Raw genomic sequence first — 24940 nt, forward strand, 5'->3', positions numbered from 1 at the left:
GCTTGGCGCTGCGGCGGACGCATAGGGGGAGAGAAGTGTCACCTATGTATCCGGTTCAAAGTGTTACCCATCTATCGGCTGGACACCGGCAGGCGGGGCGGCGCGACGCCAAGTGGCCCTCGCGCCTCGGCACATTCACGCCAACGGCCACTGTCGCGCCGCCAAGTCTGGCCCAACGCAAGTGGATTGGTCTGATCGGTCCGCACCCTTATTGTGCGCCGCAATGAACGCCGCGCCCTTACGCCTTTCTCTCGCTGGCATGATCGCCATGGCCGTCGCCATGGGCATTGGCCGTTTCGTCTACACGCCGATCCTGCCCGGAATGATGGAAGAACTGCATCTGTCGCCGGCCGATGCCGGCTGGATCGCGTCGGCCAACTACCTCGGCTACCTCGTCGGCGCGCTTGCGGCGGCCGGCGGCTGGGCGCATGGGCGCGAGCGGCTGCTGATGTTTGGCGGCCTTGCCGCCAGTGCTGCGCTCGCCGCCCTGATGGGACTGACCGAAACGATGACGGCCTTCATCCTCATCCGCTTCCTTGCCGGTCTCGCCAGCGCCTTCGTCATGGTGTTCATGGCCTCGATCGTCTTCGGTCACCTGGCAGCCGCCAACAGAAGCGACCTGCAGGCGCTGCATTTCGGCGGCGTCGGCCTCGGCATCGCGGCATCCTCAGCGCTGATGGCGGTTCTGGTCACCGAACATGCCGGCTGGGCTTCGGGCTGGCTGTGGTCGGCAGCGATTTCCGCCGGCGGCCTTGCGATGGTCGCCTTGCTCGCCGGCAGCACCGCACCTGGCCGCGGCGTGGCCGACCGCGAACCGGCACTGCCGAGGGACCGGTCGTTGGCAAAAGTCATCGTTGCCTACGGCCTGTTCGGCTTCGGCTATGTGGTGACGGCGACCTTCCTGGTCGCCATCGTGCGCCAGGGCGGCGGCGGCCGCGTCTTCGAGGCAAGCGTCTGGATGGTCACCGGCCTTGCCGGCTTTCCCTCGGTCTGGCTGTGGCAGAAGGTAGCGGCACGGATCGGGCTTTATACCGCCTATGCCGTGGGCTGCCTGGTCGAGGTGGTCGGCGTCACCGCCAGCGTCGCCATCGGCGGCACCGCCGGGCCGCTGCTGGCGGGCGTCCTGCTCGGCGGCACCTTCATCGCCATCACCGCGCTCGGCCTGCAGACGGCAAGGCAGCTCGTGCCGGAGGCGCCGCGCCGGATTTTTGCGCTGATGACCGCTTCCTTCGGCATCGGCCAGATCGTCGGCCCGATCGTCGCCGGACTGCTGGCGCAAGCCTCGGGCAACTTCTTCCTGGCCTCGATCGTCGCTGCTGGCGTATTGCTGGTATCTGCTGGGATCACCTGGTCGGCCGCGCCAAAATCGCCATGATTGTGGTCTTGCTCGATGCCGGGCATCGGGTACGGGCATTTGCTTTCCACCTAATGTGTGACTTTATGCCCGCTGAACCCCGCTGATTTGCGCACCGACCGAGGATTTCACCACAGTGTTCGTATCCTTCTTCCCGCAGCCGAAGCTGTTTTTCACCTCGGCCGCCGTCTGGAGCCTTTTGCTCATCATAATTTGGTTTTTCGGCGGCCAAGAGCTGGGTACCCTGATTGGGCTTGCTCCGGTGGCAGCCGACACGCCCGTTGGCGTTGAAGTCTTTTGGTCTGACCCGTTCGTCTGGTTCTACCTATACTACGGCACGGGCGTAGCGCTTTTCGCTGGCTTTTGGAGGTGGTATTCACCCCATCCTTGGCAGAACTGGTCGATCCTTGGGTCCGCGCTCATTCTCTTCGTGATCTATTTCCAGGTTCAAGTGGATGTAGCCTTTAACGCTTGGTACGGACCGTTCTACGATCTCATACAGCGGGCGCTCGGCAAGGCGTATTCGACAACGCCGTGGGATTTCTACAGCCAACTGCTGACCATCTCCTGGGTCGCTGGATTGGCCGTTGCCGTGGGTGTCCTTAACCTATTTTTTGTGAGCCATTGGATCTTCCGCTGGCGCACGGCGATGAATGAATACTACATGTTCTATTGGGACAGGCTTCGCACTATCGAAGGAGCGTCGCAGCGTGTCCAGGACGACACCATGCGCTTTTCCACGACGATGGAAGCACTCGGTGTGAATTTGGTCCGCTCGGTAATGACGCTGATCGCATTCTTGCCCGTTCTCCTCGTTCTGTCGAAAAATGTAACTGAATTGCCAATCGTCGGAGAGGTCCCTTACTCCCTAGTGGTGGTAGCGATTGTTTGGTCGATTTTTGGGACTACTTTCTTGGCGCTCGTCGGCATCAAGTTGCCAGGCCTCGAATTCCGTAACCAGCGCGTCGAGGCTGCCTATCGAAAAGAACTTGTTTATGGTGAAGATGATCCGAATCGTGCTCGGCCGCCCACTGTCGCCGAACTATTTAACAACGTGCGGCGAAATTACTTTAGGCTTTACTTCCACTACATGTATTTCAATGTGGCTCGCATATTCTATCTTCAGATAGATAATATATTCCCTTATATAGTATTGGTCCCAACGATGGTGGCCGCCAAAATCAGTTTGGGTCTATTGAACCGAATTCTCGATGCCTTCGGGCAAGTGCGCTCCTCGTTCCAATATCTCGTCAATGCGTGGACAACGATTGTCGAGCTTCTGTCCATTTACAAGCGCCTGCGTGCCTTCGAGGCAATTATCCACGGCGAGCCGCTTCCCGATATCGATCGTCGTTTCCTCGCGCGCCAGGCAAAGGAACCCGACCCGGCTTGATCCTATCTGCATAGACGGTTGGCGGCTCAGCCGCCCACCGCCGCCTGCCTCTCGCTACCACGTTGCCGCTGCACATAATCGCGAAAACTGATGCACTCGACATCTGATTTGACGCAGTTTTCGCCGGCAAAGCGCTCCAGCGCGTCCCAGTAGGCGCCGTTGTTCATCGGCGTGAAGTGGAAGCTGAGCACCAGCGGGATGCGCTTGCCCTGATATTGCCTGTCGAAGGCGGCGCGGAAGGCCTGGTAGGTCCGATCGCTGAACTCGGCTGCCTGGCTCGGCCGCTCGAAGCCGCCGGAATGCCTGACATAGAGATTGTAGTCCATGGCGATCACCAGCCTACCATCAGGGCCTTCCGGGATCTGCGGCAGCGAAAAGCGGGTCAAGCCGCCGCCGGTCGGCGGCTCGACCGGGCCTTTCGAAACGCCGCTGGCATCATAGTGGTAGCCGGCTTCAGGCAGGGCCTCATAGAGCCCTTTGCTGGTCGAGAGGTACGGCGCGCGAAAGCCGACAACGGCATGGGCAATATCGCGCCATCCCTTGGGCTCGGGTTCAATACCGTTGATCGCATAGGCGTTTTCCAGAATGCGCTCGAACGAGGCGAATTCCTTCAGCCAGTCGGCCTTGCTCCAGTCCTTGCCGTCGAAATGGCCGCAGCCATGGCTGGCGATGTCGTGGCCTTCCGAAGCGGCGAGCCCGATCTGATCGAGCCGATCGGCGACGTCCTGCTTCGAAGCGGCAAAGCCGATGTTGGATTTGCCCGCGGACTTGGCCGGAGCTGTGTAGTCGGCCCGCGTCTGCGGCGACAGCAGGAAGACGCAGGACAAAAAGTAGGTGAAATGCGCGCCGGTGCGCTTGGCCAGCGCCCGGCTGCGCTGCCATTGCGAGATCTCCCGGGCGCTATCGAACGAGATGATGACGATCTGCTTCGGCTTTGCCGGGGCAGGCGGCGCCGGCGGGTCGGCGAAAGCCGCACCAGCCATGGCAAGCACGGCTGAGGAAAACGCAACAACGCGGGACAAACGTGGCATCGGCAATCTGGGCTTGATCTGGAGGCAGTCCAAGCCGGCTATCGGCAAAATGTGGCGTGGGTGCGATCAACGTCGGCAGCTATGCGCCCGGCGATTAGCCGATTTTCCTGCCGAGCCCCTTCCATGCCCGCGAAATTTCGCTAAAACGCGGGCTCAAGAAGCGCCCCTGTTAGGGCAGCAATGGTTTTGATTGATGTCCGACGACAGTTTTATCCGCGAAGTCAACGACGAGATCCGTCGCGAGCAGGCGCAGGCGCTATGGGACCGCTTTGGTCCGGCGATCCTTGGCCTCGCCATCCTGGTGGTGCTTGGCACCGCCGCCTTCGTCGGCTACCGCTATTGGGACGAGACCCGCGCCAACCGCTCCGGCGATGCCTTCTCGCAGGCGCTGAAGCTTGCCAATGACGGCAAGAGCGACGAGGCGCTGACCGCCCTCGAACAGCTGGATAAGGATGGCTACGGCGCCTATCCGCTGCTCGCCCGCATGCGCGCGGCAACCGTCAAGGCCGACAAGGGCGACTTTGCCGCCGCCGTCGCCGATTTCGATGGCGTCGCCGCCGACAACGCCATTCCCCAGGGCATTCGCGACATGGCGCGCCTGCGGGCCGCCCTGCTGCTCGTCGATCACGGCTCCTTCGCCGACGTCTCCAGCCGCGTCGAGGCGCTGACCGCCGACAACAACACGCTGCGCCACACAGCGCGCGAAGCGCTCGGCCTTGCCGCCTGGAAGGAAGGCAAGACCCAGGATGCGCTGAAACTGTTCGACCAGATCGCCGCCGATGACGGCGCCCCGCGCAACGCGCGCCAGCGGGCGACGCTGATGTCGGAATTGATCCGCGGCTCGGGCGCGTCATGATACGCATCGCCCAAAGCCTGCCCTCGGGCCTGACCCAAGGGCGCGCTGCGGTTTGGGCGATGATATGGATAGCCGGATGAGCTTCAAAGTCGCCATTATCGGCCGGCCCAATGTCGGCAAATCGACGCTTTTCAACCGATTGGTGGGACGGAAGCTGGCGCTTGTCGACGACACGCCGGGCGTCACCCGCGACCGTCGCGTCCACGCGGCCAAACTCTACGATCTGCATTTCGATGTCATCGACACCGCCGGTTTCGAAGACGCCGCCGCCTCGACGCTGCCCGGCCGCATGCGCGCGCAGACCGAGATCGCGATCCGCGAAGCCGACCTGATCTTCTTCACCATCGACGCCAAGTCCGGGCTTTTGCCCGACGACCGCACCTTTGCCGAGATCGTGCGCAAGTCCGGCAAGCCGGTCGTGCTGGTCGCCAACAAGGCCGAGGCCAAGGGCGCCCAGGGCGGCATGCTGGAAGCCTGGGAACTGGGCTTGGGCGAGCCGATCCCGGTCTCGGCCGAGCACGGCCAGGGCATGCCCGATCTGCGCGACGCGGTGATCGAGGCGCTGGGCAAAGACCGCGCCTTCGGCGAGGAAGAAGACGAGGCCGAGGACGTCGCCGCCAGCGAGGTGCTGATCGGCGAGGACATCACCGATCCCGACGCCGAACCCGCCTATGACGACACCAAGCCGATGCGCATCGCCGTCGTCGGCCGGCCCAATGCCGGCAAGTCGACGCTGATCAACGCGTTGATCGGCGAGGAGCGGCTGCTGACCGGCCCGGAAGCCGGCATCACCCGCGATTCCATCTCCGTCGACTGGGACTGGCATGGCCGCCGGCTAAAACTGTTCGACACTGCCGGCATGCGCCGCAAGGCCAGGATCCACGAGAAGCTGGAAGTGATGTCGGTGCAGGACGGCTTGCGCGCCATCCGCTTTGCCGAGATCGTCATCATCGTGCTCGACGCCACCATCCCTTTCGAGAAGCAGGATTTGCAGATCGCCGACCTGATCATCCGGGAGGGCAGGGCGCCGGTCATCGCCTTCAACAAATGGGACCTGATCGACAATCCGCAGGAACTGCTGGCCGAGTTGCGCGAAAAGACCACACGGCTTTTGCCGCAGGTGCGCGGCATCCAGGCGGTGACCGTTTCGGCCGAGACCGGGCGCGGCCTCGACAAGCTGATGGATGCCGTCATCAAGACGCACAAGGTGTGGAACAGCCGCGTTTCCACCGGCAAGCTCAACCGCTGGCTGGAAAGCATTCTGGCGCATCACCCGCCGCCCGCTGTCGCCGGCCGCCGGCTCAAGGTCAAATATGTCACCCAGGCCAAGACCCGGCCGCCGGGTTTCGTCGTCCAGTGCTCGCGGCCCGACGCGATGCCGCAATCCTATGTCCGCTACCTCTCCAACAGCCTGCGCGAAGCCTTCGACATGCCCGGCGTGCCGATCAGGATAGCGCTGCGGACTTCGGACAACCCGTTCGCGGGGAGAGCGAACAAGCGCAAGTGAGCGGTGACGGTTGCGAAATTCTCCGCAAGATTGGCGGGGCAGCACCCCCCTCTGCCCTGCCGGGCATACCCCTCAAGGGGGGAGATCAGCAGCCGCTGCGGCCGTTCTCACCTTGCAAGATCAAAAATTGGCGAAAGCGTTGATGACAGCAATCTCCCCCCTTGAGGGCCCTTGAGGGGGAGATGTCCGGCAGGACAGAGGGGGGTGTGACGGAACGCGACACCGGGTGATCACCGCGTCTAAGCGACCTCTCTCAACCGCTCGTCCTGCGGCAGCGCCGCCACCGCCGCCTGCCACAAAATATCCGCCAGCCGCGTCGCCACCGGGTCCAGTTCGGCGTCTTTCTGGTGCATCACCAGCGCCATGGTTGGCAGCGCGGGTAAGCCCAACGTTTGCGGTGCCATCGTCCTGACATTGGCCGGCAGGCCGATATCCGTGCGGATGGTCAGGCCGAGGCCGGCGGCGACCGCCGCCCAGATGCCGCCAAGGCTGGGGCTGGAGAAGGCCATCCGCCATGGCAGGCCGGCGCGGTCGAGCGTTTCCGTCGTCACTGTGCGCAGCAGGCATGGCGCTTCCAGCGCCACCAGCGGCAGTGCCTCGCCCTCGCGTAGCCTGGTCTCGATCAGCTTTGCCGGCCCGATCCAGCGCAATTGCGCGTCGCCGACATGCCGGCTGTAAGGCAGCGCCTGGCCGCTGTCCCAGGCCAGCGCAATGTCGAGATTGCCTGATGTGATCCGCTCGGCGAGTTCATAGCTGCGCCCGATCCGCGCCTCGATCTTGACCTTGGGGTGCGCGCGGGCGAAGCGTCCGAGCACCTCCGGCAGCACCGCCTCGCCGAAATCCTCCTGCAGGCCGAGCCTGACCCAGCCTTCCAGTTCCACGTCGTGGATGGCCGAGGCCGCTTCGTCGTTCAACTCGAGCAGCCGCCTGGCATAGCCGAGCATGGTTTCGCCGGCTTCGGTCAACGCCAGTCCGCGGCCCGACTTGCGGAAGATCGGCGTCGCCGCCTGGTCCTCCAACTTCTTCAGTTGCGCGCTCACCGCCGAGGTCGAGCGTCCAAGCCGGTCGGCGGCCTTGGCGAAGCTGCCGAGTTCCATGCCGGTGACGAAGCTTCGGAGGACATCGAGGTCGAAGGTTACGCGGCGCATCACAACGATCCTGTTTTTCGGGAACAATTGTCAAAAACTTCCCGATATTCGGGATGAGGTTATGGCGGTAAAGACGAGGCGTCAAGGTCCCGAAAGGGCATCAACAGGAGTCCCGCCATGTCGATTGCCGACGCAAATTGTGAGCCAGGCCGGGTTGGCCGAGCCGCCGCCGTCACGTCGAAGGCTGAACGATTTCGCGCCAATCATCGCTGGAAGGTGCTTGGCATCGGCGTTGCCGCCAATGCCAGTTTCTCCGCCACCTTCGCCGGCATACCGGCGGCGGCGGTGTTTCTGCGGTCGGGCTATCACTTGAGCAATGGCAATCTCGGCCTGGTCCTCGGTCTTCTCGGACTGGGCGTTGCCTTGAGCGAACTGCCCTGGGGTCTGCTCACCGACCGCTGGGGCGATCGCGGCGTGCTATTGACCGGCCTTGGTGCGACCGCGGCGTGGCTCGCCCTGATGGCGTTGTTCATCGTGCCCTCAGTGACCTATGTGCCTGGCGTCGCAATGCTGGCCGCATGCCTTCTGGTCACCGGCCTGCTCGGCGGCAGCGTCAACGGTTCCAGCGGCCGCGCCATCATGGCCTGGTTCCACGAAGGCGAACGTGGCTTTGCCATGAGCATCAGGCAGACCGCGGTGCCGCTCGGCGGCGGGCTCGGCGCGCTGGTCCTGCCGTCGCTGGCATCGGTGCACGGTTTCGCGGCGGTCTTCGGGCTGCTGGCCGCCATGAACGCCGTCTCTGCGCTGTTTGCCTGGCGATGGCTGCACCAGCCGCCGGAACTGGACAATACCGGCAGCATGGCCATGGCAAAGTCGGGCGGTCCGGCGCCGCTGCGCAACGTCGAGGTCTGGCGCATCGCCACCGCCATCGGCCTGCTCTGCTTTCCGCAAGTGGCGGTGCTCACCTTCGCCTCCGTCTTCCTGCACGATTTCGCCGGCATGGCCACGCTCACGATCAGCGCCAGCCTTGCCGCAGTGCAGACCGGCGCGATGGTGATGCGCGTCTGGAGCGGCCGCTACACCGACCGCAACGGCAACCGCCGCTGGTTCCTGCGCCTCTGCAGCATGACGAGCGCGCTTGGCTTCGCGGCCGTCGGCCTGCTGGTCCTGGCGGCAGGAGCCACGCCAGACGCCCATGCCGCGTTGATCCCGGCGATCGACGTGCTGCTGGTCGTTGCCGGCATTTCGGTCTCCGCCTGGCATGGCGTCGCCTACACCGAACTCGCCACGCTTGCCGGCGCCAGCCGCGCCGGAACCGCGCTCGGTCTTGCCAACAGCTTCGTCTTCATCGCCTTCTTCATGGTGCCGACCGCCATTCCGGCTTTGCTGCTCATCTGGTCGTGGCCTGGCGTCTGGCTGGTGGGCGCGCTCTGCGCCATGATTGCATGGCCAATTTTCCTGCGGCCGAACTGACGGGTTGGCCGGCCTGCAAGCGGCGTCCCATTTCGGGCCGCTTCGGAAAAACACGATCAACCGCGTTAACCCCGCATCAAGGTTAATGCTTCACTTTGGCTCTCCAGTGGCTCAGTGGCGTTTCTGGAGAGTTCCCCGTGCATCGACGTGTCCTGAAGCGGCTGGCCGCCGCCGCCGGTGAGAAAAAACGTTCCTTCGTATCGCCATTGGTCATCGGGCTCGGCATCTGGATCGGCTTTCCAACTGTCGTCGCCTACCAGGACATGGGCAGCTTGATTTCCGGCCTCGAAGCCTCGGGCACCCGCTGGAACTCTTATGTCGAGCGCTCCGTCGCCGGCTCGGTTCATGCCGCCGAAATGCCTTTCATCGATTCCGTCACCACCGGTTCGCTCTCGGGTTCGGGCGTGCGCCTGCCCGGCGTCGGCAAGGTCTCGTTTCGCGGCAAGGGCAATGTCGCCGGCATCACGCCCGACGAGGACCGCATCATGCGCGCCGACAAGAAGGGCCGCATCATCCAGGTCTCGCCGGTGGCGCCGCCGAAGAACTTCAATGCCGGCTCGATCTTTCAGCGCACGTCCTCGCTGCTGCGGCCGAGTATGGACAGCGGCCTGAAGCTCGCCTTCGCCAAGCCCGGCATCAAGGGCAAGGAAATCCAGATCGCCCAGGCCTTCCACACCAACGTGGACAAGAAGCCCGATCCCGGCGTGCCGGCCATGCTTGCCGCGTTGGTCAACAATGACAGACCGGACGTGCTGGCCACCGCCTATGCCCAGGCCGAACCCGATTACGCCAAGGCCTCACCCTTCGAAGCGCTGCTGCAGGACGAGGAGCCGAGCAGCGGGCGCTTCATTCCGCCGATGGCCAAGGGTGACCACTCGTGGATCCAGAACCCGCTGCCGGCCAGCGTCTTCTCCACGAAGGAGCAGGCCTGCCTCGCCAACGGCATCTATTTCGAGGCGCGCGGCGAATCCGTGCGCGGCCAGGCCGCCGTCGCGCAGGTCATTCTCAACCGCGTCCGCAATCCGGCCTATCCGAACTCGATTTGCGGCGTCGTCTACCAGAACGACAACTGGCTGAACCGCTGCCAGTTCTCCTTCGCCTGCGACGGCCGCAAGAAGCGCATCGAGAGCCCCGCCCATTACAAGACCGCGCAGGACGTCGCGATGGCGGTCACCGCCGGCAAGATATTCATTCCCGAAGTCGGCTCATCGACCCACTACTACGCCAACTACGTCCATCCGGGCTGGGCGCGCACGATGCAGAAGATGACCAAGATCGGCCTGCATATCTTCTACCGCACCTATGGCGGCGGCTGGAGCTGAGCCCTTCGGCTTGCCTGTCGCAAACGAACCGCAAAGGCCCTGGAAGCCGAAATCGGACAACGGTCGCCGGACGGATTCGGGGCATGTGCCGACCCGATAGTGCCGGGCACGATGTCGCACCTCGCCAAGTGATTGATTCCAATAGAAAAAATACATGGCTTTGAAGTCCCGCCCGTGGCTTGACGGGCGCAAAGCCTCTAACTATGTTGCCGGCGACTTTAGAAGCGGACGGACGGTGACGGTCTGACCGGGCAGGGGGGTTACGATGGCCGACAAGAACGGGCCAGACGGAACCGGAGAAACCGGCCGCGGCAGCAAGCACGAGGCCGACATCCGCGACGAAGATCTCGAACGCCGCCGGCGTGAGCTTGGAGCATCGCTTGCGACAAGACGGCCGGATCAGCTCGAGGGGAATGACGGCGCGAAGGCGACGGCCGGATATGGCCAGGCGCTCAAGCTGTCCAGCGAGTTCATCGCCGGGATAGTGGTGGGTGTGGGCCTTGGCTGGTTTCTGGATCGCGTGGCGGGAACCTCGCCATGGGGTCTGGTCGTCGGCTTGTTGCTGGGCTTTGGCGCCGGCGTGCTCAATGTCCTGCGTTCGTCAGGTGTTGTGGCGGAATTCGGAAAAAGCGAGAAGTCGCACGATCCGAAAGAATGAAATGGCGCGCCGCCAATGGCGCACAAGGACACTTAAGGCCGCTCGCGGTTTTGACGGGGATGTAAATGGCTGCTGACAAGGTCGATCCGATCCACCAGTTCCATATCGTCAAGCTGATTCCGATCAATATCGGCGGCTATGACCTGTCCTTCACCAATTCGGCTCTGTTCATGGTCGCGACCGTGCTCGTCGCATCGGCGTTTCTGTACCTCTCGACCTCCAGCCGCAGCCTTGTTCCCGGGCGCCTGCAGTCGGTTTCGGAAATGGGCTATGAGTTCGTCTCCAACATGCTGCGCGACGCCGCCGGAACGCAGGGCATGAAGTTCTTCCCCTTCGTGTTCTCGCTGTTCATGTTCGTGCTGGTCGCCAACCTGCTTGGCCTTTTCCCTTACTTCTTCACCGTCACCAGCCACATCATCGTCACCTTCGGCCTCGCAGCCCTGGTGATCGGAACCGTCGTTGTCTACGGCTTCACGAAGCACGGTCTGGGCTTCCTCAAGCTCTTCGTGCCGCACGGCGTTCCGGTGTTCCTGTTACCGCTGGTGGTGCTGATCGAGGTGATCTCCTTCGTGTCGCGCCCGGTCAGCCTCTCGGTTCGTCTGTTCGCCAACATGCTGGCCGGCCACATCACCCTGAAGGTGTTTTCGGGCTTCGTCGTCAGCCTGAGCGCGCTCGGCGCCGTCGGCGTTGCCGGTTCGGTGTTGCCGCTGGCCATGGCAGTCGCGCTGACCGCGCTGGAATTGCTGGTCGCTTTCCTGCAGGCCTACGTCTTTGCGGTGCTGACCTGCATGTATCTGAACGACGCCCTGCATCCCGGGCACTGACCTTAGAATTTCCGGCATCTTTCGCCGGATGGAATTGCAACGGAATTACAGATCCAAAGGAGTTTAAAATGGACGCAGAAGCAGCAAAGTACATCGGCGCCGGTATCGCTTGCCTGGGCATGGGCGGCGCGGGCATTGGCCTCGGCAACATCTTCGGCAGCTACCTGGCGGGCGCCCTGCGCAATCCGTCGGCCGCCGATGGCCAGTTCGGCCGCCTGATTTTCGGCTTCGCCGTGACCGAAGCTCTGGGCATTTTCTCGCTTCTCATCGCGCTTCTCGCGCTGTTCGGCTGAGCCCCTGTTCGGCCAATTATCGGTCGGACGAGCATTGGGAAGAATTGGCTGGCCGCATTCCTGCGGCCATGCCTGATATCAGGGGATAGTCCATGTTCGTGACATCTGCGTTTGCGCAAGAGTCCGCACCCGCCGCTGAAGGCGCCCATACCGGTACGGAAGGCGGCACGCATTCCGGCGCCGGCGTGCCTGCCGAGGCGCACGGCACGTTCCCGCCATTCGATCCGGCGACGTTTCCGTCCCAGCTTCTGTGGCTGGCGATCACGTTCGGGCTGTTCTATCTGTTCCTGAAGAAGGTGGTGATGCCGCGCCTTGGCGGCATCATCGACGTCCGCAGCGATCGCATCACGCAGGACCTCGACCAGGCCGCCAGGCTGAAGGGCGAGGCCGACGCCGCCGTTGCCGCTTACGAGCAGGAACTTGCGGAAGCCAAGGCCAAGGCCAACGCGATAGGCCAGCAGGCCAACGACGCTGCCAAGGCTGAAGCCGAGGCTGCCCGCAAGAAGGTCGAGGCCGCCCTCGACAAGAAGCTCGGCGAGGCCGAGGCCAGCATTGCTTCCATCAAGGCCAACGCCATGAAGGAAGTCGGCACGATTGCCGAGGACACCGCTTCAGCCATCGTCGATGCGCTTGTCGGCGGCAAGACGAGCAAGGCTGAGATCTCGGCTGCGGTCAAATCCGTGGCCCGGTGAGGAGCACATCATGGACGCCACATCTCTCGCAACGCTTTGGGCAACAGTTGCCCTCGTCATTTTCCTCGGCGTTGCCGTTTACATCAAGGTGCCAGGCCTGATCGCCAAGTCGCTCGACGCCCGTGCGACCAAGATCAGCGACGAGCTTGCGGAAGCCCGCCGGCTGCGCGAAGAGGCCCAGCAACTGCTCGGCCAATACCAGAAGAAGCGCAAGGAAGCCGAGCAGGAGGCCGCAGCCATCGTCGCTGCCGCCAAGCGCGAGGCCGACATGCTTGCCGCCGAGGCGCACAAGAAGACCGAAGACTATGTCACCCGTCGCACTGCGCTTGCCGAGCAGAAGATCGGCCAGGCAGAGCGCGAAGCCGTCGCCGAAGTGCGCGCCAGCGCCGTCGACATCGCCGTCGAGGCGGCCCGCACGCTGCTCGCCGGCAAGATCGACGCCAAGGCCGGCGCGGATCTTTTCAAGTCCGCGCTGCAGGACGTGAAGGCCAGGCTGAACTGAGCGGGGATAACTCGCTGACATCAAGCCGCCCGGGCAACCTGGCGGCTTTTTTGTTGAGCGGCGACGGAGATTGGCGAAGGCGGTGGTGCGCCTGATCTCCCCCCTCGAGGGGGAGATGTCGCCAAAGGCGACAGAGGGGGTCCGTTCGACCGGGCGCGACGCATTCTGCTGCGAAGAAGGGCTAGCGCTCCACGCGCGCGACCCCCTCTGGCCTGCCGGCCATCTCCCCCTCAAGGGGGGAGATTAGCTGTCCAACCCGACAAACCCTTCTTCTTCCACCACCTCAACCCCACCCAGCCTGAACGGCGCGAATGACGCCCGGTGCAGCCTTGCCACCGGACCATGCGCTTCGATCGCGGTGCGGTGCCGCACGGTGGCGTAGCCCATATGGACTTCGAACCCGTAGCGTTCGTGGTGGCTGCCGCAGCCGCACATCATGCGGTCGCGCATCACCTTGGCGACGATCGAGGCGGCGGCGATCGATTGCGAGCGCTGGTCGCCCTTGATCAGCGCGCGGCCTTCGCAGAGGAGGCCCGGCGGCACATCGCGGCCATCGGCCAGCGCCAGCTTCGCCTGGATCGGCAGGCCGGCAAGGGCGCGGCGCATGGCTTCCAGGCTGGCCTTGAGGATATTGCTGCCGTCAATGCCTTCGGCGCTGACCGAGGCCATCGACACGCCGAGCGCTGACCCCAGGATTTTCAGGAACAGCGCCTCGCGCTGCAAATGGTTGAGCCGTTTGGAATCGTCTAGCCCGTCGGGAATGTTGGCGGGATCGAGGATCACCGCCGCCGCCACCACCGGCCCGGCCAGCGGACCGCGGCCGGCCTCGTCCATGCCTGCCACCGGCCACAGGCCTTCAGCCATCGCCTTCGTCTCGAAGGAGAAGTCTGGCTTTTCGACGATTTCGAAAAGAAGCGGAGAATCGGAACGCGCGCGAGCCATGTTGCGGCGAGGTTCGCATCGGCTCCGATTCTCCGCAAGTCCCTCCAGGGTCGAGTGGGGCAAGACCGGGAGGGCACCGTCTGCAGGCCGGGGGACAGGCCGGACGGGATTCTTGGGTCGCCTGCCAACCACGAGGGCAGGGCAGGCGCTACTCTCAGAGCAGCATCAGCTGCTCGGTCGCCTTGGCGGCGGCGACAAACTGGTCGGTTCGGAGCGTGCGCCGCTCGGCGTTGAGGCCGAGCCGCTTGGCCGTGATCTCGAAGCGCCGGCCGATCTGCCAGGCATAGGGGCCGGCGCCTTTCATCCGCTTGCCCCATTCCGAATCATAGTCCTTGCCGTCGCGCATCGAACGGATCAGCGACATCACGTGCCGGTAGCGGTCGGGATAGTGGCGCAGCAGCCAGTCCTTGAAGATCGGCGCCACCTCGAGCGGCAGGCGCAGGATGACATAGCCGGCCTCGCGGGCGCCTGCGGCGCGTGCCGAATCGAGGATACGCTCCATCTCCTGGTCGGTCAGGCCGGGAATGATCGGCGCCACCATGACAGAGGCCGGGATGCCGGCATCGGAAAGCTGCCGGATTGCCTCAAGCCGCTTGGTCGGCGTCGACGCGCGTGGCTCCATGGTGCGCGCCAGCATGCGGTCCATCGTCGTCACCGACAACGCCACCTTGGCCAAGCCCCGTTCGGCCATGCGCGACAATATGTCGATGTCGCGCGTCACCAGATGGGATTTGGTGACGATGCCGACCGGATGGCCGCGCGCCTCCAGCACTTCGAGGATCTCGCGCATGATCCGGTATTGTTTCTCGATCGGCTGGTAGGGATCGGTGTTGGTGCCGATGGCGATGGTGCGCGGCTGATAGCCATCCTTCGACAGTTCCTTGTCGAGCAGCCGCGCCGCATCCGGCTTGGCAAACAGCTTCGCTTCGAAATCCAGCCCAGGCGACAGGCCCATGAAGGAATGCGTCGGCCGGGCGAAACAATAGACGCAGCCATGCTCGCAGCCGCGATAGGGGTTGATCGAGCGGTCGAAGGAAATGTCGGGCGATTCGTTGCGGGTGATGATGGTGCGCGGCTTCTCGACCTGCACTTCGGTCTTGAACGGCGGCAATTCCTCCAGCGAATTCCAGCCGTCGTCGAACACATGCCGGCTGACCGGCTCGAACCGGCCGGACGGGTTGATGCCAGCGGAACGGCCGCGGTTGCGATCCGGACGGACGCGCATGCCGCTCTGTTCGATCATCGCATTGGCCATCTCGGCTCGCCCTGCTCCGAAAGCAGCAATGTCCGCACGCACGATATGTTCCATTTTGGCCCTTTCCCAAGGACTGTCGGCTGGCTGTCGAATCGCTCTGTTCATGAAAATAATCCTATTTCGCTGATGAGAACAAAGCAAGAACTTTTTAGTTGGACCATGCAAAACTGGCGCTGCGCCGGGCTTTCCGCTATTCGGCTAAAAATGCTCAGCGTTCTCATCGAAACCCGGGATGACGAAGAAGGCCTTGCCCGCACGCTCGCCTCATTGATCGGCGGCGCGGTCGAGGGCGTGGTACGCGATGTCATCGTCTGCGACACCGGCTCGACCGACCAGACGCATCGGGTTGCCGATCATGCCGGCTGCCATTTCGTCGCCGGCGGCATCGGCGCGGGAATCAGGCAGGCGAAGGGTGACTGGCTGCTGTTTCTCGAGCCGGGCGCAAGGCTGGCCGACGGCTGGATCGACGACGTCGTCGCTCACACGGCGCGGCAAACCATGCCGGCGCGCTTTTCCCGTGCGCGCGGCAGCCGCACGCCGTTCCTGTCACGGGTGTTTTCGGGCAACCGGGCGCTGGCCGAAGGGCTGGTCATCAGCAAGCGCCAGGCCGCTGCCCTGTCGAAGAACGCGCACAGCGCCGAAGCCCTTGCGCGCGGTCTCGCCACCAGGCGGCTCGACGCCGAAATCTGGCTGGCGCCGAAGAAGTGATGTTTCTCCCTTCTCCCCGTTCCCAGGGAGAAGGGTGCCCGAAGGGCGGATGAGGGGCAGCGTCGGCGTCCCCCCGGAATTGACACTGTCCGCTGCGCCGTCCGGCTTTTTCGCCGCAAAAACCTATTGTGCATTGCACAAAAGCTGACGCGGGATTAGCATTCCGTTGATGCGGGATATCGGGTTTGGGTAGTGCCGGAGCGGTAAGCAAGCGCCGCGTCGTCGTTGCTGCCGTTCATATCTGAGGACCCCGATGAACCTTTCGTCCCCTGACAAATCCGGCGCCCCCAGTCTGGAGGCCATTGCCCGCAACGGCAGCCTGCTACGCCGCATCGCGGTGCGTATCCCGACCTATCTGTCCGACCTGCGCGAAAATCCCGCATGGCTGCCGATGTTCGTGCTTGCCCGCACCATGCCGGCGCGCAAACTGCACTGGCTTGGCGCCAAAGCCGCGCGCCCCGCGCAGAGTGCCGGAGCGACGATGTTCAGGGGCGTCGACCTCAAGTCGATCGTCGCGGCGCTGCGCGCCGATGGCCTGTTCTCCGGACTGGTCCTTCCGCAGGCAATCCACGAAGAGATCGCCAGCTTTGCTCAGAGCACGCCGTGCTTCGGCAATTTCGACCGCCGGCTCGAATTCATGCCCGGAGAACACGCAGAAGCCGAGAAGCGGTTCGGCCGCTCTTTGCTCAGCGGACACTATTTCGAGCGCATCCTCGGCTGCAAGGCGGCACTCGCCATCCAGAACGACCCGCTGCTGCTCGACATCGCCCAGCACTATCTGGGCGGGCAGGCAAAGCTGATCACCACGCGTGTCTGGTGGAGCTTTCCGACCGGCGAGGCTTCCGACGCCGACAAGAACCTTGCCTCGCTCGGCAAATATCATTTCGATCTCGACGACTGGCGGATGCTGAAATTCTTCTTCTATCTCAAGCCCTGCGATGCCGGCACCGGCCCGCATGTCTATGTCAAAGGCAGCCACAACAGGCGCAGCCTCAAGCACCAGTTGACGCTGCTGGTCGGCCATCCGGCGCAAGACGTGCTCAAGGTCTATGGCGACGACAGCCCGGTCACGCTGACCGGCGAGGCCGGCCTCGGCTTCGTCGAGGACCCGTTCGGCTTCCACATGGGCACCGTGCCGTCCACCACGCCACGGCTGATGATGGAGGTCGGCTTCGGCGTCTCGCCGCCCTCGCGCCGCCGCTTCCACGGCGAACCGGTCATCCGCTGAGGCCGGAGCGGATCTCGACCGGCATCCAGCGCGCTTGCCGCCGGGCAATGCGACCCTCTTTGTTCTCGGCATCATAGTCCATCGGGACCGGCTCGCGGTTGAACCGCGGCCGGTCATCCAGCGCATTGACGATGACGATCGCTCTCGGTTCGCCGTCGGTGGTCACAGCAGCGACATAGACGCCGCAGTCCCGGCAGATGAGATAATCGGCGGTGCGCAATCCGAACCGGTATCGGTGCAGCCGGGCCTCGTCCTCGACCGCGACGATCAATCGCCCCCGCGGATCGGCGGCGGCGCGTGAGCCATGCCGGACGCAGAAGGCGCATTGGCAGGCGCGGATCTCCATCTCGGACGGCTCGATTCCGGTTTCGAATGTCAGGTGGATGTTGCCGCAATGGCAGCCGCCGCGATACGCAGTCATGGCATCTTTCCGCCTCAAGGACCTAGTGGCAGATTACCCGCCTGGCGGCCTTCAGGAAATGATCCTTTCGCAGGCGCAGCCGCCATTCTGCCTGACAAGGCAGCACTTGGCCGGCACTTTGCCTTGGTTTACGAGGCGGCCTTGCCGCGCCGCAAATGCTCGTCCAGGCGCGGCATGATCTCGACGAAGTTGCAGGGCATGTGGCGGTAGTCGAGCTGCGGTTTCAGGATGCCGTCCCAGGCGTCCTTGCAGGCGCCGGGCGAGCCCGGCAGCACGAAGACGAAGGTGGCGTTGACGACGCCGCCCGTCGCCCGGCTCTGCACTGTCGAGGTGCCGATCTTGTCGTAGGAAATGCGGTGGAACACTTCGGAAAAGCCATCCATGCGCTTCTCGAAGATCGGCTCCAGCGCCTCCGGCGTCACGTCGCGGCCGGTAAAACCGGTGCCGCCGGTGGTGATGACGACATCGATGTCCTTGTCGCGCGACCAGCCCAGCACTTTGTCGCGGATTTTCTCCCGGTCGTCAGTGACGATGTCGCGCGCGGCCAGGACATGGCCGGCCTCGACGATGCGATCGGCCAGCGTCCGCCCTGATTTGTCGTCGGCAAGGCTGCGCGTATCGGACACCGTCAGCACCGCGATGCGCACCGGGATGAACGGGCGGCTCTCGTCAATTTTGGCCATCGGCCCCCTCCGAAGCGATGCTTCGTGTCGCGGCGACAAACCACTCCGGTTCGCGGCTGCGAATCTCGGCGGCGGCGCGCTTGGCGACATTGCCGGTCTCGAACAGCCCGAAGCATGTGGCGCCGGAGCCCGACATGCGCGAAAATCCCGATCCGGCCCGGTTCAGCAGGGAAACCGCTCGGCCGATGGGCGGCTGGATCGCCTGCGCCGCCGATTCGAGATCGTTGCGGGTGATCTCCAGCCAGTTGCGGACGCTGTGGAAGTCAAATGCACGCGGCAGCGGCGGCAATCCCTCATTGTCGCGTTTCTCAAGTGCGTTGAACACATCAGGCGTCGAGACGGCGACGCCGGGATTGACCAGCACCAAAGCGAGCGCCGGAAAATCCGGCACCAGCGACAGCTCGTCGCCGACGCCACGCGCAACCAGCGGTTTTGCCGCAAGACACATCGGCACGTCGGCGCCGAGCGTGAGACCGATCCGGCTCAGTTCGGCCTCGCCGATGTCGAGCCCCCAGGTCCGCACAAGACCCTGCAATACCGCCGCCGCGTCGCTCGAGCCGCCGCCGACGCCCGAGGCGACCGGCAGGTTCTTTTCCAGCCGGATGGCAACCGGCGGCGTGCTCTGCTGGCCGGCCTGCCTGCGCAGCGCCTCGCGCGCCTTCACCACCAGATTGCTGTCGTCGATCGGCACGGAAGTCGCGTAACGGCCCGATACGGAGAACCGGTCGGCGTCGGCAGGCTCGATCTCGACCCTGTCGCCGAAGCGGGTGAAAACGACCAGGCTCTCGAGCAGATGATACCCGTCGGCGCGCCTGCCGGTGACGTGCAGCGCCAGATTTATCTTGGCGGGCGCAAGCCACGTCCGGGCTGCGGCATCCAAACTGTCGGCTGCTGACGGGATGATGCTCAGTCCTTGGCCAGGCGGTATTCGCCGGTCTTGGGATCCTGGACCAGCGTGCCGTTGGTGCCGTTGGCTGCCTGCTTTTCGGTGCGCCGCACCTTGGCGGTCACACGTTCGGCCTCGCGGACGAAGGTGCGGTAGCCGAAATAAGCGGCGGCGCCGACAACTGCGAAGAAAATGATCTGTGGCATTTCAAAGCTCCTCCCTCGCAAGGCGGCAAGGCAGACTGTCAAGCGCTTATGCTAGACGCTTTCCCCGCTTTTTCAAAGCCCGAAGCGCGCCCACAATGCGCGCTCTTCCGCCGCATCGATCACGCCGCTTGCGGCGGCGGCGGCAATATCGGGCGCTGAAAAGTTCGAGCCGAACAGGCCGATGCGGCCAAACAGGCCACGCGGCGCGGTGACCAGCCTGAGCTGGGTTTTCGCACCGAAGCGGGTTTTCAATACCGTGCGCATGTCGCTCAACGCGTCGACGAGGCCAAGCTCCAGCCCTTTCTTGCCAGTCCAGAACAGGCCGGTGAACAGGTCCGGATCGTCCTTCAGCTTGGTGCCACGGCGTTCCCTGACCAGGTCGATGAAGGTCTCGTGCACTTCCAGCTGCAGCGCCTTCAGGCGCTCGACGTCTTCCCTCTTCTCCGGCTTGAACGGGTCGAGCACCGCCTTGTTCTGGCCGGCGGTGTGGACACGGCGCTCGACACCGATCTTCTTCATCAGTTCGGGAAAGCCGAACGAGGCCGAGACGACGCCGATCGAACCGACGATGGAGGACGGATCGGCAAAGATCTCGTCACCGGCGGCCGCGATCATGTAGCCGCCCGAGGCCGCCACATCCTCGACGAAGACCAGCACCTTCTTGTTCTTCTCGACCGCGAGATCACGGATGCGCTTGAAGATCAGCCGCGACTGCACCGGCGAGCCGCCAGGCGAATTGATCGAAATGGCGACGGCGGGCGCATCGAACAGGAACGCCTTTTCGATGAGGGCGGCGGTGGACGCCAAGGACAGGCTCGGCCGGAACGGGCCGCCGCCGGCCATGATGGTGCCATGCAGCCTGATGACGGGAATGGTGACGACGCTGGATCGCCAGGATTTCGGCAGCAGGCGGTTGAAAAGGCGTTTCACGAGGTGGCTGTCTCCAAATGGCTTCAACGCATGTAGGGATTTGCCGGTCAACGGCAATGCTGCAATCCATCTCAGCCAACTGTGTGCCGGTTTTGCGGCAACGACACTGACGGGCCCAAATCAATCGCCAAACAGCGACGCCAGTCCGTTGTTGATCATCTCGGTTCGTTCCGACGGGCCGTCGCCCGTTTGCCCATGCAGCATCAAAGGCGGGCGGATCGACAGCTTGCCGCGCGCGCCGAGCGCTGCCCTGACGACAATGCGGATTGCGGCTGCTTCCGGGCGCGGATGCACGGCCAGCATCTCGGCGTCGCCGAAGCGGCCCGACAGCGCATAGAGGAGGTCGCCAAGCTGTTCCGGCCGCGCAATGACGGCCAGGCCCCCGCGCGGCTTGGCGACGGCAGCCGCACTCCGGATCCAGCTTTCGAACAGCCCGTCGTCCATGACATGCGCCTGCCGCCGCAGCGGATCGGGCGTGGCGCGGTCTTGCGCCGCGTTGAAGGGCGGGTTCATGATGACGAAATCGAAGGAATTGTCGGCAAGGCCGGCTTGCGTCCGCGCCCGGCCCGACAGCGTGACGTCGGCGGTCAGCACCGAGGCGCGATTGCCGAGATGCGCATTGCCGGGATGGGCGAGCGTGGTTGTGGCGAAGCCTGCCATCTCGGTCGACCGTTCGACGAGCACGACCTGCGCCTCTGGGCAGCGCGACAGCACGGCGAGACCCGCCGCACCGGCGCCGGCGCCGAAATCGGCGAGGCGTCCAGAAAAGCCGGATGAAACTGCTGCCGCCAGCATCATGGCATCCATCCCGGCGCGATGCCCTGTCCTGGGCTGGACCAGCCAGAAGCGGCCGCGATGGAAGGCATCCACCGTGTGGGCCGGCGTATCGCTGGTAAGCCCGCTCGCTTCAGCCATTATGTCTGGCGGATTTCGTTCTCGATGCCGGCGTCTTTCAAGATGCGCCGCGCCTGATCGGCCTGGTCGGCATCGACCATCACGCGCTTCTGCAAAAGACCGATCGACCCTTCGAGAATGCTCATGTTCTGGTCGGCGACGAAGCAGGCAATCCCGGCATCGCGCATCAGCGATTCGACAAAGGAGATGATCACGGCATCGTTGGTGCGCACGAGTTCTATCATCGGACGAAGTTCGCAGGTTGCAGCGTTGATGTAAACGCTGGAGCATGGCGCCGAAAAGTGTGGAGCGGTTTTCGGGCAACGGCATGCGGTCGCTAAGGTTGACACGCCGTCACCGCAGCCGCGCCAATTCGCCTCTTGCCGTGCCCGTATGTGCCGCCCTAGAGTCCCAGGCGGGACCAGGGGTGCCGTCGCACGCGTGATCAAAGACGGGAGTGTTTGTTGGTGGGTGTCGTTCTCAACATCGAAAACGGGAAGCGGGAACCCGCCTCCATCAAGGATCTCATCGACCTGACAGCAGCCGATATGGGGCGCGTCAACAAACTGATCCTGTCCAAGGCCGGCTCCGACGTCGAGATGATCCCGGAGGTCGCCAATCATCTGATCTCGTCGGGCGGCAAAAGGCTGCGTCCCATGCTGACGCTCGCGGCGGCCCAGATGTTCGGCTATTCCGGCGAGGGCCACGTCAAGCTCGCCACCGCGGTCGAGTTCATGCACACCGCCACGCTGCTCCATGACGACGTCGTCGACGAGAGCGGCATGCGGCGCGGCAAAAAGACTGCCCGCATGATCTGGGGCAACCAGGCGAGCGTGCTGGTCGGCGATTTCCTGCTCGGCCAGGCTTTTCGCATGATGGTCGATGTCGGTTCGCTGGAAGCGCTCGACATCCTGTCCAGCGCCGCCTCGATCATCGCCGAGGGCGAGGTGATGCAACTTGCCGCAGCCAAGAACCTCGATACCACCGAGGACGAGCATTTCGCCGTCATCAAGGCCAAGACCGCGGCGCTGTTTTCGGCTGCCGCCGAGGTCGGTCCGGTCATCGCATCGGCGACGCGCAACGATCGCGCCGCATTGCGCTCCTACGGCATGAATCTCGGCCTTGCCTTCCAGCTCATCGACGATGCGCTGGATTATGGCGGCTCCAGCCAGGAGCTGGGCAAGAATGTCGGTGACGATTTCCGCGAGGGCAAGGTGACGCTGCCGGTTATCCTCGCCTACCGGCGCGGCACCAAGGCCGAGCGCACCTTCTGGAAGCGCGCCATCGAGGACAATGTCACCGACGATGCCGGCCTGGAAAAGGCGATCGGCCTGATGACCCGCCATGGCGCCATTGCCGACACCATCGGCCGCGCCCGCCATTTCGGCGAGATCGCCCGCGACGCGCTGGCGCCGCTGGAGGCGACGCCGCAGAAATCGGCGCTGATCGACGTCATCGACTTCTGCATCAGCCGGGTGAACTGACCCGCGCTTGGCGCCAAAAGTTTGCATGCAATATCGGGCAATCACCGCTCGACAATCGGTTGCGGCGCAAATTATCTATAAAACATGGCAAAGACCGCAGACGACACCATCGCCGTGCGCATCAGCAAGGTGCTGGCGGATCGCATCATATCGGGCGCGATCGAGCCGGGAGCCCGGTTGCGGCAGGATCACATCGCCGAGGAATTCCAGACCAGCCATGTCCCGGTGCGCGAAGCCTTCCGGCGCCTGGAGGCGCAAGGGCTGGCGGTCAGTGAGCCCAGGCGGGGCGTGCGCGTCGCCGCTTTCGATCTCGGCGAGGTAAGGGAAGTCGCCGAAATGCGGGCAGCCCTCGAAGTGCTGGCGCTGCGCCATGCCGCGCCGCATCTGACAGCTTCCATTCTCAATCTTGCCGAAGAAGCCACAAAGGCCGGCGACAAATCCCGCGATGTCCGCTCTTGGGAGGAGGCCAACCGCACCTTCCACCGGCTGATCCTGGCGCCCTGCGGCATGCCGCGGCTCATCGCCACCATCGACGATTTGCACGCCGCAAGCGCCCGCTTCCTGTTCGCCGCCTGGCGCTCGGAATGGGAAATCCGCACCGACCAGGATCATCGCGCGATCCTCAGCGCGCTGCGGCAGGGCAATACCGAATCGGCCGCCGCCACGCTTGGCCGGCACGTGCAGTGGATCGGCCAGAAACCAGTCAAGACCGCGTCGGGCAAGATGCGCGAAGCGTTTGCCATCGTCGGGTAGGGCTCGGCGGAGCTAGCGGCTGCGGACAAATCGTCAGCCTCTTTGACAAGCGCGAGCGTCGCGATCCTTCACACCCCCCTCTGTCCTGCCGGACATCTCCCCCGCAAGGGGGGAGATCAGATGTCGCGAATGCTTTCGCCAATCGCAAACGTTGCAGGAAAAGCGCCGTCGAACGAACTGCCGATCTCCCTCCTTGCGGGGGAGATGGCCGGCAGGCCAGAGGGGGGTGCTGTCCCGCCGACCTTCTGATTTCGTTCATCTCTGCACTCAACCCCCGCCTGTTTCAGAGCGAGGGGGTTGCCATCCGCGCGTAAATCTGGATTCGATAATAGATCGAACTTAAAAATTATCTATAATTCAACCAGCCAGGGAAGCAGCCATGACCGACATCGCCTTTTCGCCGTCCAAGCCGTCCTTCAGCCCGTTGCGCCTGCAAACCCGCTCGCATAGCTGGCAGGCCGCGGCCGTCGTCCTCGGTACGCTGTTTCTGGCGCTGTCGTCCCAGATCGAGGTGCCGATGGTGCCGGTGCCGGTCACCATGCAGACCTTCGCCGTGACGCTGGTCGGCGCACTTTATGGCTGGCGGCTTGGCGCCATGACCATCATCGCCTGGCTCGCCGAGGGCGCCATGGGCTTTCCTGTCCTGTCCGGAGGGGCAGCGGGCGCGTCGTATTTCGTCGGGGCAACGGGCGGTTATCTCTTCGCCTTCCCGCTCGTCGGCGCGCTTGTCGGCTGGCTGGCCGAACGCGGCTGGAACGGCAACCGCGTGCTGCTCGCCTTCGCCGGCATGGTCCTCGGCAACCTCACCTGCCTGGTTCTCGGAACGGCCTGGCTCGCCGTCATGATCGGCCTCGAACAGGCCATCGCCTTCGGTTTCCTGCCGTTCCTCGTCGGCGGCCTGTTGAAATCGGCGCTCGGCGCCGCGACGCTCAAGCTGTTTTCCGGCAAGGCGGACCCGGCAGGAGCATGATCCCGAAAAATGAGTCCGGTTTTCGGAAGAGATCATGCTCAAACAAAAAGATGGAGCCCCATCCCGATACCATCGGGATGGAACAGGCTCCGCCATCGCGTCCTGACCGATGACCGTCAGGTTGCGCTCCCACCATCTGCTTTGCCTGCTGACCTATGTCGGCAAAGGCTACAGCGGAGCCTTCGTCGCCAATTTTGACGTGATCGCGAAACGTCTGGGCCGGGGCGAGGATATTCTGATCGTCTCCGGCCCCGACGACATCTGTCGGCCGCTGCTCGGCGAGGCCGAGCCCCACTGCTTGCGCGAAAGCGCCGCAGGCCGGGACGAGCTGGCAGCACGCGATGTCGGCAAGCTGCTGGCCCGGCCCATCGAGGCGGGCGTCCGTCTCAGCCTCGACGCGGCAACGCTTGCCGCCTTGCGCGCGGCCTTTTCAGCCGGCGTGACGCGTGAGGCCTGCCAGGGTTGCGAGTGGGCCGGCCTGTGCAGCACGATAGCGGCAGGCGGATATCGCGATGTCAGGCTGTAGCTCCCAACCCCGATCTGCTATTGTCGGAACCGACAGTGTCTGCGTCGCCATGGTTTGTTAA

General features: G+C 64.0%; 28 protein-coding genes. 17 read left to right on the top strand and 11 right to left on the bottom strand.

Annotated features, from left to right (window positions below):
• Positions 1-259 precede the first annotated feature (259 nt).
• Both NKI46_RS24485 and sbmA read left to right on the top strand, forming a co-directional pair.
• A complete protein-coding gene (locus NKI46_RS24485; RefSeq protein ID WP_352748346.1) occupies positions 260-1375 on the top strand; it encodes a YbfB/YjiJ family MFS transporter in 1116 nt (371 codons plus the stop codon).
• Between the two features lie 115 nt (positions 1376-1490).
• Positions 1491-2747, top strand: coding sequence for a peptide antibiotic transporter SbmA (gene sbmA, locus NKI46_RS24490; protein WP_023668493.1), 1257 nt, complete (start codon positions 1491-1493; stop codon positions 2745-2747).
• 26 nt (positions 2748-2773) lie between these two features.
• Here sbmA and NKI46_RS24495 read toward each other — a convergent pair whose 3' ends face one another.
• The gene (locus NKI46_RS24495) at positions 2774-3778 is read right to left on the bottom strand and encodes a polysaccharide deacetylase family protein (protein WP_352748246.1); all 1005 of its coding nucleotides are present in this window, start codon (positions 3776-3778) and stop codon (positions 2774-2776) included.
• 193 nt (positions 3779-3971) lie between these two features.
• On the opposite strand from NKI46_RS24495, the gene NKI46_RS24500 reads away from it, so the two are divergent.
• Together NKI46_RS24500 and der are read left to right on the top strand one after the other, a co-directional pair.
• A complete protein-coding gene (locus tag NKI46_RS24500; RefSeq protein WP_352748249.1) occupies positions 3972-4634 on the top strand; it encodes a tetratricopeptide repeat protein in 663 nt (220 codons plus the stop codon).
• Positions 4635-4710: 76 nt separating this feature from the next.
• Positions 4711-6141 carry a ribosome biogenesis GTPase Der gene (gene der / locus NKI46_RS24505; RefSeq protein WP_023729305.1) on the top strand — a complete coding sequence of 477 codons (1431 nt, stop codon included), beginning with the start codon at positions 4711-4713 and terminating at the stop codon, positions 6139-6141.
• Positions 6142-6380: 239 nt separating this feature from the next.
• On the opposite strand, the gene NKI46_RS24510 is transcribed toward der, so the two are convergent.
• Positions 6381-7289 carry a LysR substrate-binding domain-containing protein gene (locus NKI46_RS24510; protein WP_023738457.1) on the bottom strand — a complete coding sequence of 303 codons (909 nt, stop codon included), beginning with the start codon at positions 7287-7289 and terminating at the stop codon, positions 6381-6383.
• A 117-nt stretch (positions 7290-7406) separates the two neighbouring features.
• On the opposite strand from NKI46_RS24510, the gene NKI46_RS24515 reads away from it, so the two are divergent.
• From NKI46_RS24515 to NKI46_RS24545, 7 genes are all read left to right on the top strand, one after another.
• On the top strand, positions 7407-8702 hold the full coding sequence (locus NKI46_RS24515; RefSeq protein WP_352748252.1) for an MFS transporter: 1296 nt from the start codon (positions 7407-7409) through the stop codon (positions 8700-8702).
• 137 nt (positions 8703-8839) lie between these two features.
• Positions 8840-10024 carry a cell wall hydrolase gene (locus NKI46_RS24520; RefSeq protein WP_023668487.1) on the top strand — a complete coding sequence of 395 codons (1185 nt, stop codon included), beginning with the start codon at positions 8840-8842 and terminating at the stop codon, positions 10022-10024.
• Between the two features lie 265 nt (positions 10025-10289).
• Entirely contained in the window at positions 10290-10682 is a 393-nt protein-coding gene (locus NKI46_RS24525) for an AtpZ/AtpI family protein (RefSeq protein ID WP_023668486.1), read from the top strand.
• Between the two features lie 65 nt (positions 10683-10747).
• On the top strand, positions 10748-11506 hold the full coding sequence (locus NKI46_RS24530) for a F0F1 ATP synthase subunit A (protein WP_023745505.1): 759 nt from the start codon (positions 10748-10750) through the stop codon (positions 11504-11506).
• A gap of 68 nt (positions 11507-11574) precedes the next feature.
• A complete protein-coding gene (locus tag NKI46_RS24535; protein ID WP_006206606.1) occupies positions 11575-11799 on the top strand; it encodes a F0F1 ATP synthase subunit C in 225 nt (74 codons plus the stop codon).
• A gap of 92 nt (positions 11800-11891) precedes the next feature.
• Positions 11892-12491: a F0F1 ATP synthase subunit B gene (locus NKI46_RS24540; RefSeq protein ID WP_023668484.1), complete on the top strand. Its 600-nt coding sequence runs from the start codon at positions 11892-11894 to the stop codon at positions 12489-12491.
• 10 nt (positions 12492-12501) lie between these two features.
• The gene (locus tag NKI46_RS24545) at positions 12502-12993 is read left to right on the top strand and encodes a F0F1 ATP synthase subunit B (RefSeq protein WP_023668483.1); all 492 of its coding nucleotides are present in this window, start codon (positions 12502-12504) and stop codon (positions 12991-12993) included.
• A gap of 243 nt (positions 12994-13236) precedes the next feature.
• Here NKI46_RS24545 and rnhB read toward each other — a convergent pair whose 3' ends face one another.
• A complete protein-coding gene (gene rnhB, locus NKI46_RS24550; RefSeq protein WP_023726390.1) occupies positions 13237-13935 on the bottom strand; it encodes a ribonuclease HII in 699 nt (232 codons plus the stop codon).
• A gap of 154 nt (positions 13936-14089) precedes the next feature.
• Complete coding sequence (locus NKI46_RS24555) at positions 14090-15244, bottom strand: PA0069 family radical SAM protein (RefSeq protein WP_023684378.1); 1155 nt, start codon at positions 15242-15244, stop codon at positions 14090-14092.
• 150 nt (positions 15245-15394) lie between these two features.
• Here NKI46_RS24555 and NKI46_RS24560 point away from each other — a divergent pair, with 150 nt between their 5' ends.
• Both NKI46_RS24560 and NKI46_RS24565 read left to right on the top strand, forming a co-directional pair.
• Positions 15395-15898, top strand: coding sequence for a glycosyltransferase (locus NKI46_RS24560; RefSeq protein ID WP_023830306.1), 504 nt, complete (start codon positions 15395-15397; stop codon positions 15896-15898).
• A 253-nt stretch (positions 15899-16151) separates the two neighbouring features.
• Positions 16152-17126 (top strand): hypothetical protein, encoded by a 975-nt coding sequence (locus NKI46_RS24565; protein WP_023726392.1) that lies wholly within the window; start codon positions 16152-16154, stop codon positions 17124-17126.
• Here the strand turns inward: NKI46_RS24565 and NKI46_RS24570 are convergent.
• From NKI46_RS24570 to NKI46_RS24600, 7 genes are all read right to left on the bottom strand, one after another.
• On the bottom strand, positions 17116-17547 hold the full coding sequence (locus NKI46_RS24570; protein WP_023738463.1) for a GFA family protein: 432 nt from the start codon (positions 17545-17547) through the stop codon (positions 17116-17118). The two genes, NKI46_RS24565 and NKI46_RS24570, sit on opposite strands and share 11 nt — an antisense overlap.
• 128 nt (positions 17548-17675) lie before the next feature.
• Complete coding sequence (gene moaB, locus NKI46_RS24575; protein WP_023738464.1) at positions 17676-18230, bottom strand: molybdenum cofactor biosynthesis protein B; 555 nt, start codon at positions 18228-18230, stop codon at positions 17676-17678.
• Positions 18217-19110 carry a 4-(cytidine 5'-diphospho)-2-C-methyl-D-erythritol kinase gene (locus NKI46_RS24580; protein ID WP_023738465.1) on the bottom strand — a complete coding sequence of 298 codons (894 nt, stop codon included), beginning with the start codon at positions 19108-19110 and terminating at the stop codon, positions 18217-18219. Before NKI46_RS24580 ends, moaB begins: the two co-directional genes overlap by 14 nt.
• A 26-nt stretch (positions 19111-19136) precedes the next feature.
• Positions 19137-19322: a membrane protein gene (locus NKI46_RS24585; protein WP_023668475.1), complete on the bottom strand. Its 186-nt coding sequence runs from the start codon at positions 19320-19322 to the stop codon at positions 19137-19139.
• A gap of 72 nt (positions 19323-19394) precedes the next feature.
• Complete coding sequence (locus tag NKI46_RS24590) at positions 19395-20252, bottom strand: S49 family peptidase (protein ID WP_023738466.1); 858 nt, start codon at positions 20250-20252, stop codon at positions 19395-19397.
• Positions 20253-20372: 120 nt separating this feature from the next.
• Positions 20373-21167 carry a tRNA1(Val) (adenine(37)-N6)-methyltransferase gene (locus NKI46_RS24595; RefSeq protein WP_023745501.1) on the bottom strand — a complete coding sequence of 265 codons (795 nt, stop codon included), beginning with the start codon at positions 21165-21167 and terminating at the stop codon, positions 20373-20375.
• Positions 21167-21391 (bottom strand): putative signal transducing protein, encoded by a 225-nt coding sequence (locus NKI46_RS24600; RefSeq protein WP_023692106.1) that lies wholly within the window; start codon positions 21389-21391, stop codon positions 21167-21169. Before NKI46_RS24600 ends, NKI46_RS24595 begins: the two co-directional genes overlap by 1 nt.
• 222 nt (positions 21392-21613) lie before the next feature.
• Between NKI46_RS24600 and NKI46_RS24605 the strand changes: the two genes are divergently transcribed.
• The 4 genes from NKI46_RS24605 to NKI46_RS24620 all read left to right on the top strand — a co-directional run bounded on the left by NKI46_RS24605 (position 21614) and on the right by NKI46_RS24620 (position 24879).
• Complete coding sequence (locus NKI46_RS24605) at positions 21614-22630, top strand: polyprenyl synthetase family protein (protein ID WP_023668471.1); 1017 nt, start codon at positions 21614-21616, stop codon at positions 22628-22630.
• A gap of 84 nt (positions 22631-22714) precedes the next feature.
• Positions 22715-23383, top strand: coding sequence for a GntR family transcriptional regulator (locus NKI46_RS24610; RefSeq protein WP_023687112.1), 669 nt, complete (start codon positions 22715-22717; stop codon positions 23381-23383).
• 379 nt (positions 23384-23762) lie between these two features.
• Complete coding sequence (locus NKI46_RS24615) at positions 23763-24353, top strand: biotin transporter BioY (protein WP_023738467.1); 591 nt, start codon at positions 23763-23765, stop codon at positions 24351-24353.
• Positions 24354-24462: 109 nt separating this feature from the next.
• Entirely contained in the window at positions 24463-24879 is a 417-nt protein-coding gene (locus tag NKI46_RS24620) for a DUF1284 domain-containing protein (RefSeq protein WP_023738468.1), read from the top strand.
• Positions 24880-24940: the final 61 nt, after the last annotated feature.

Source organism: Mesorhizobium sp. M0615 (genome assembly GCF_040320805.1).
Classification (GTDB): domain Bacteria; phylum Pseudomonadota; class Alphaproteobacteria; order Rhizobiales; family Rhizobiaceae; genus Mesorhizobium.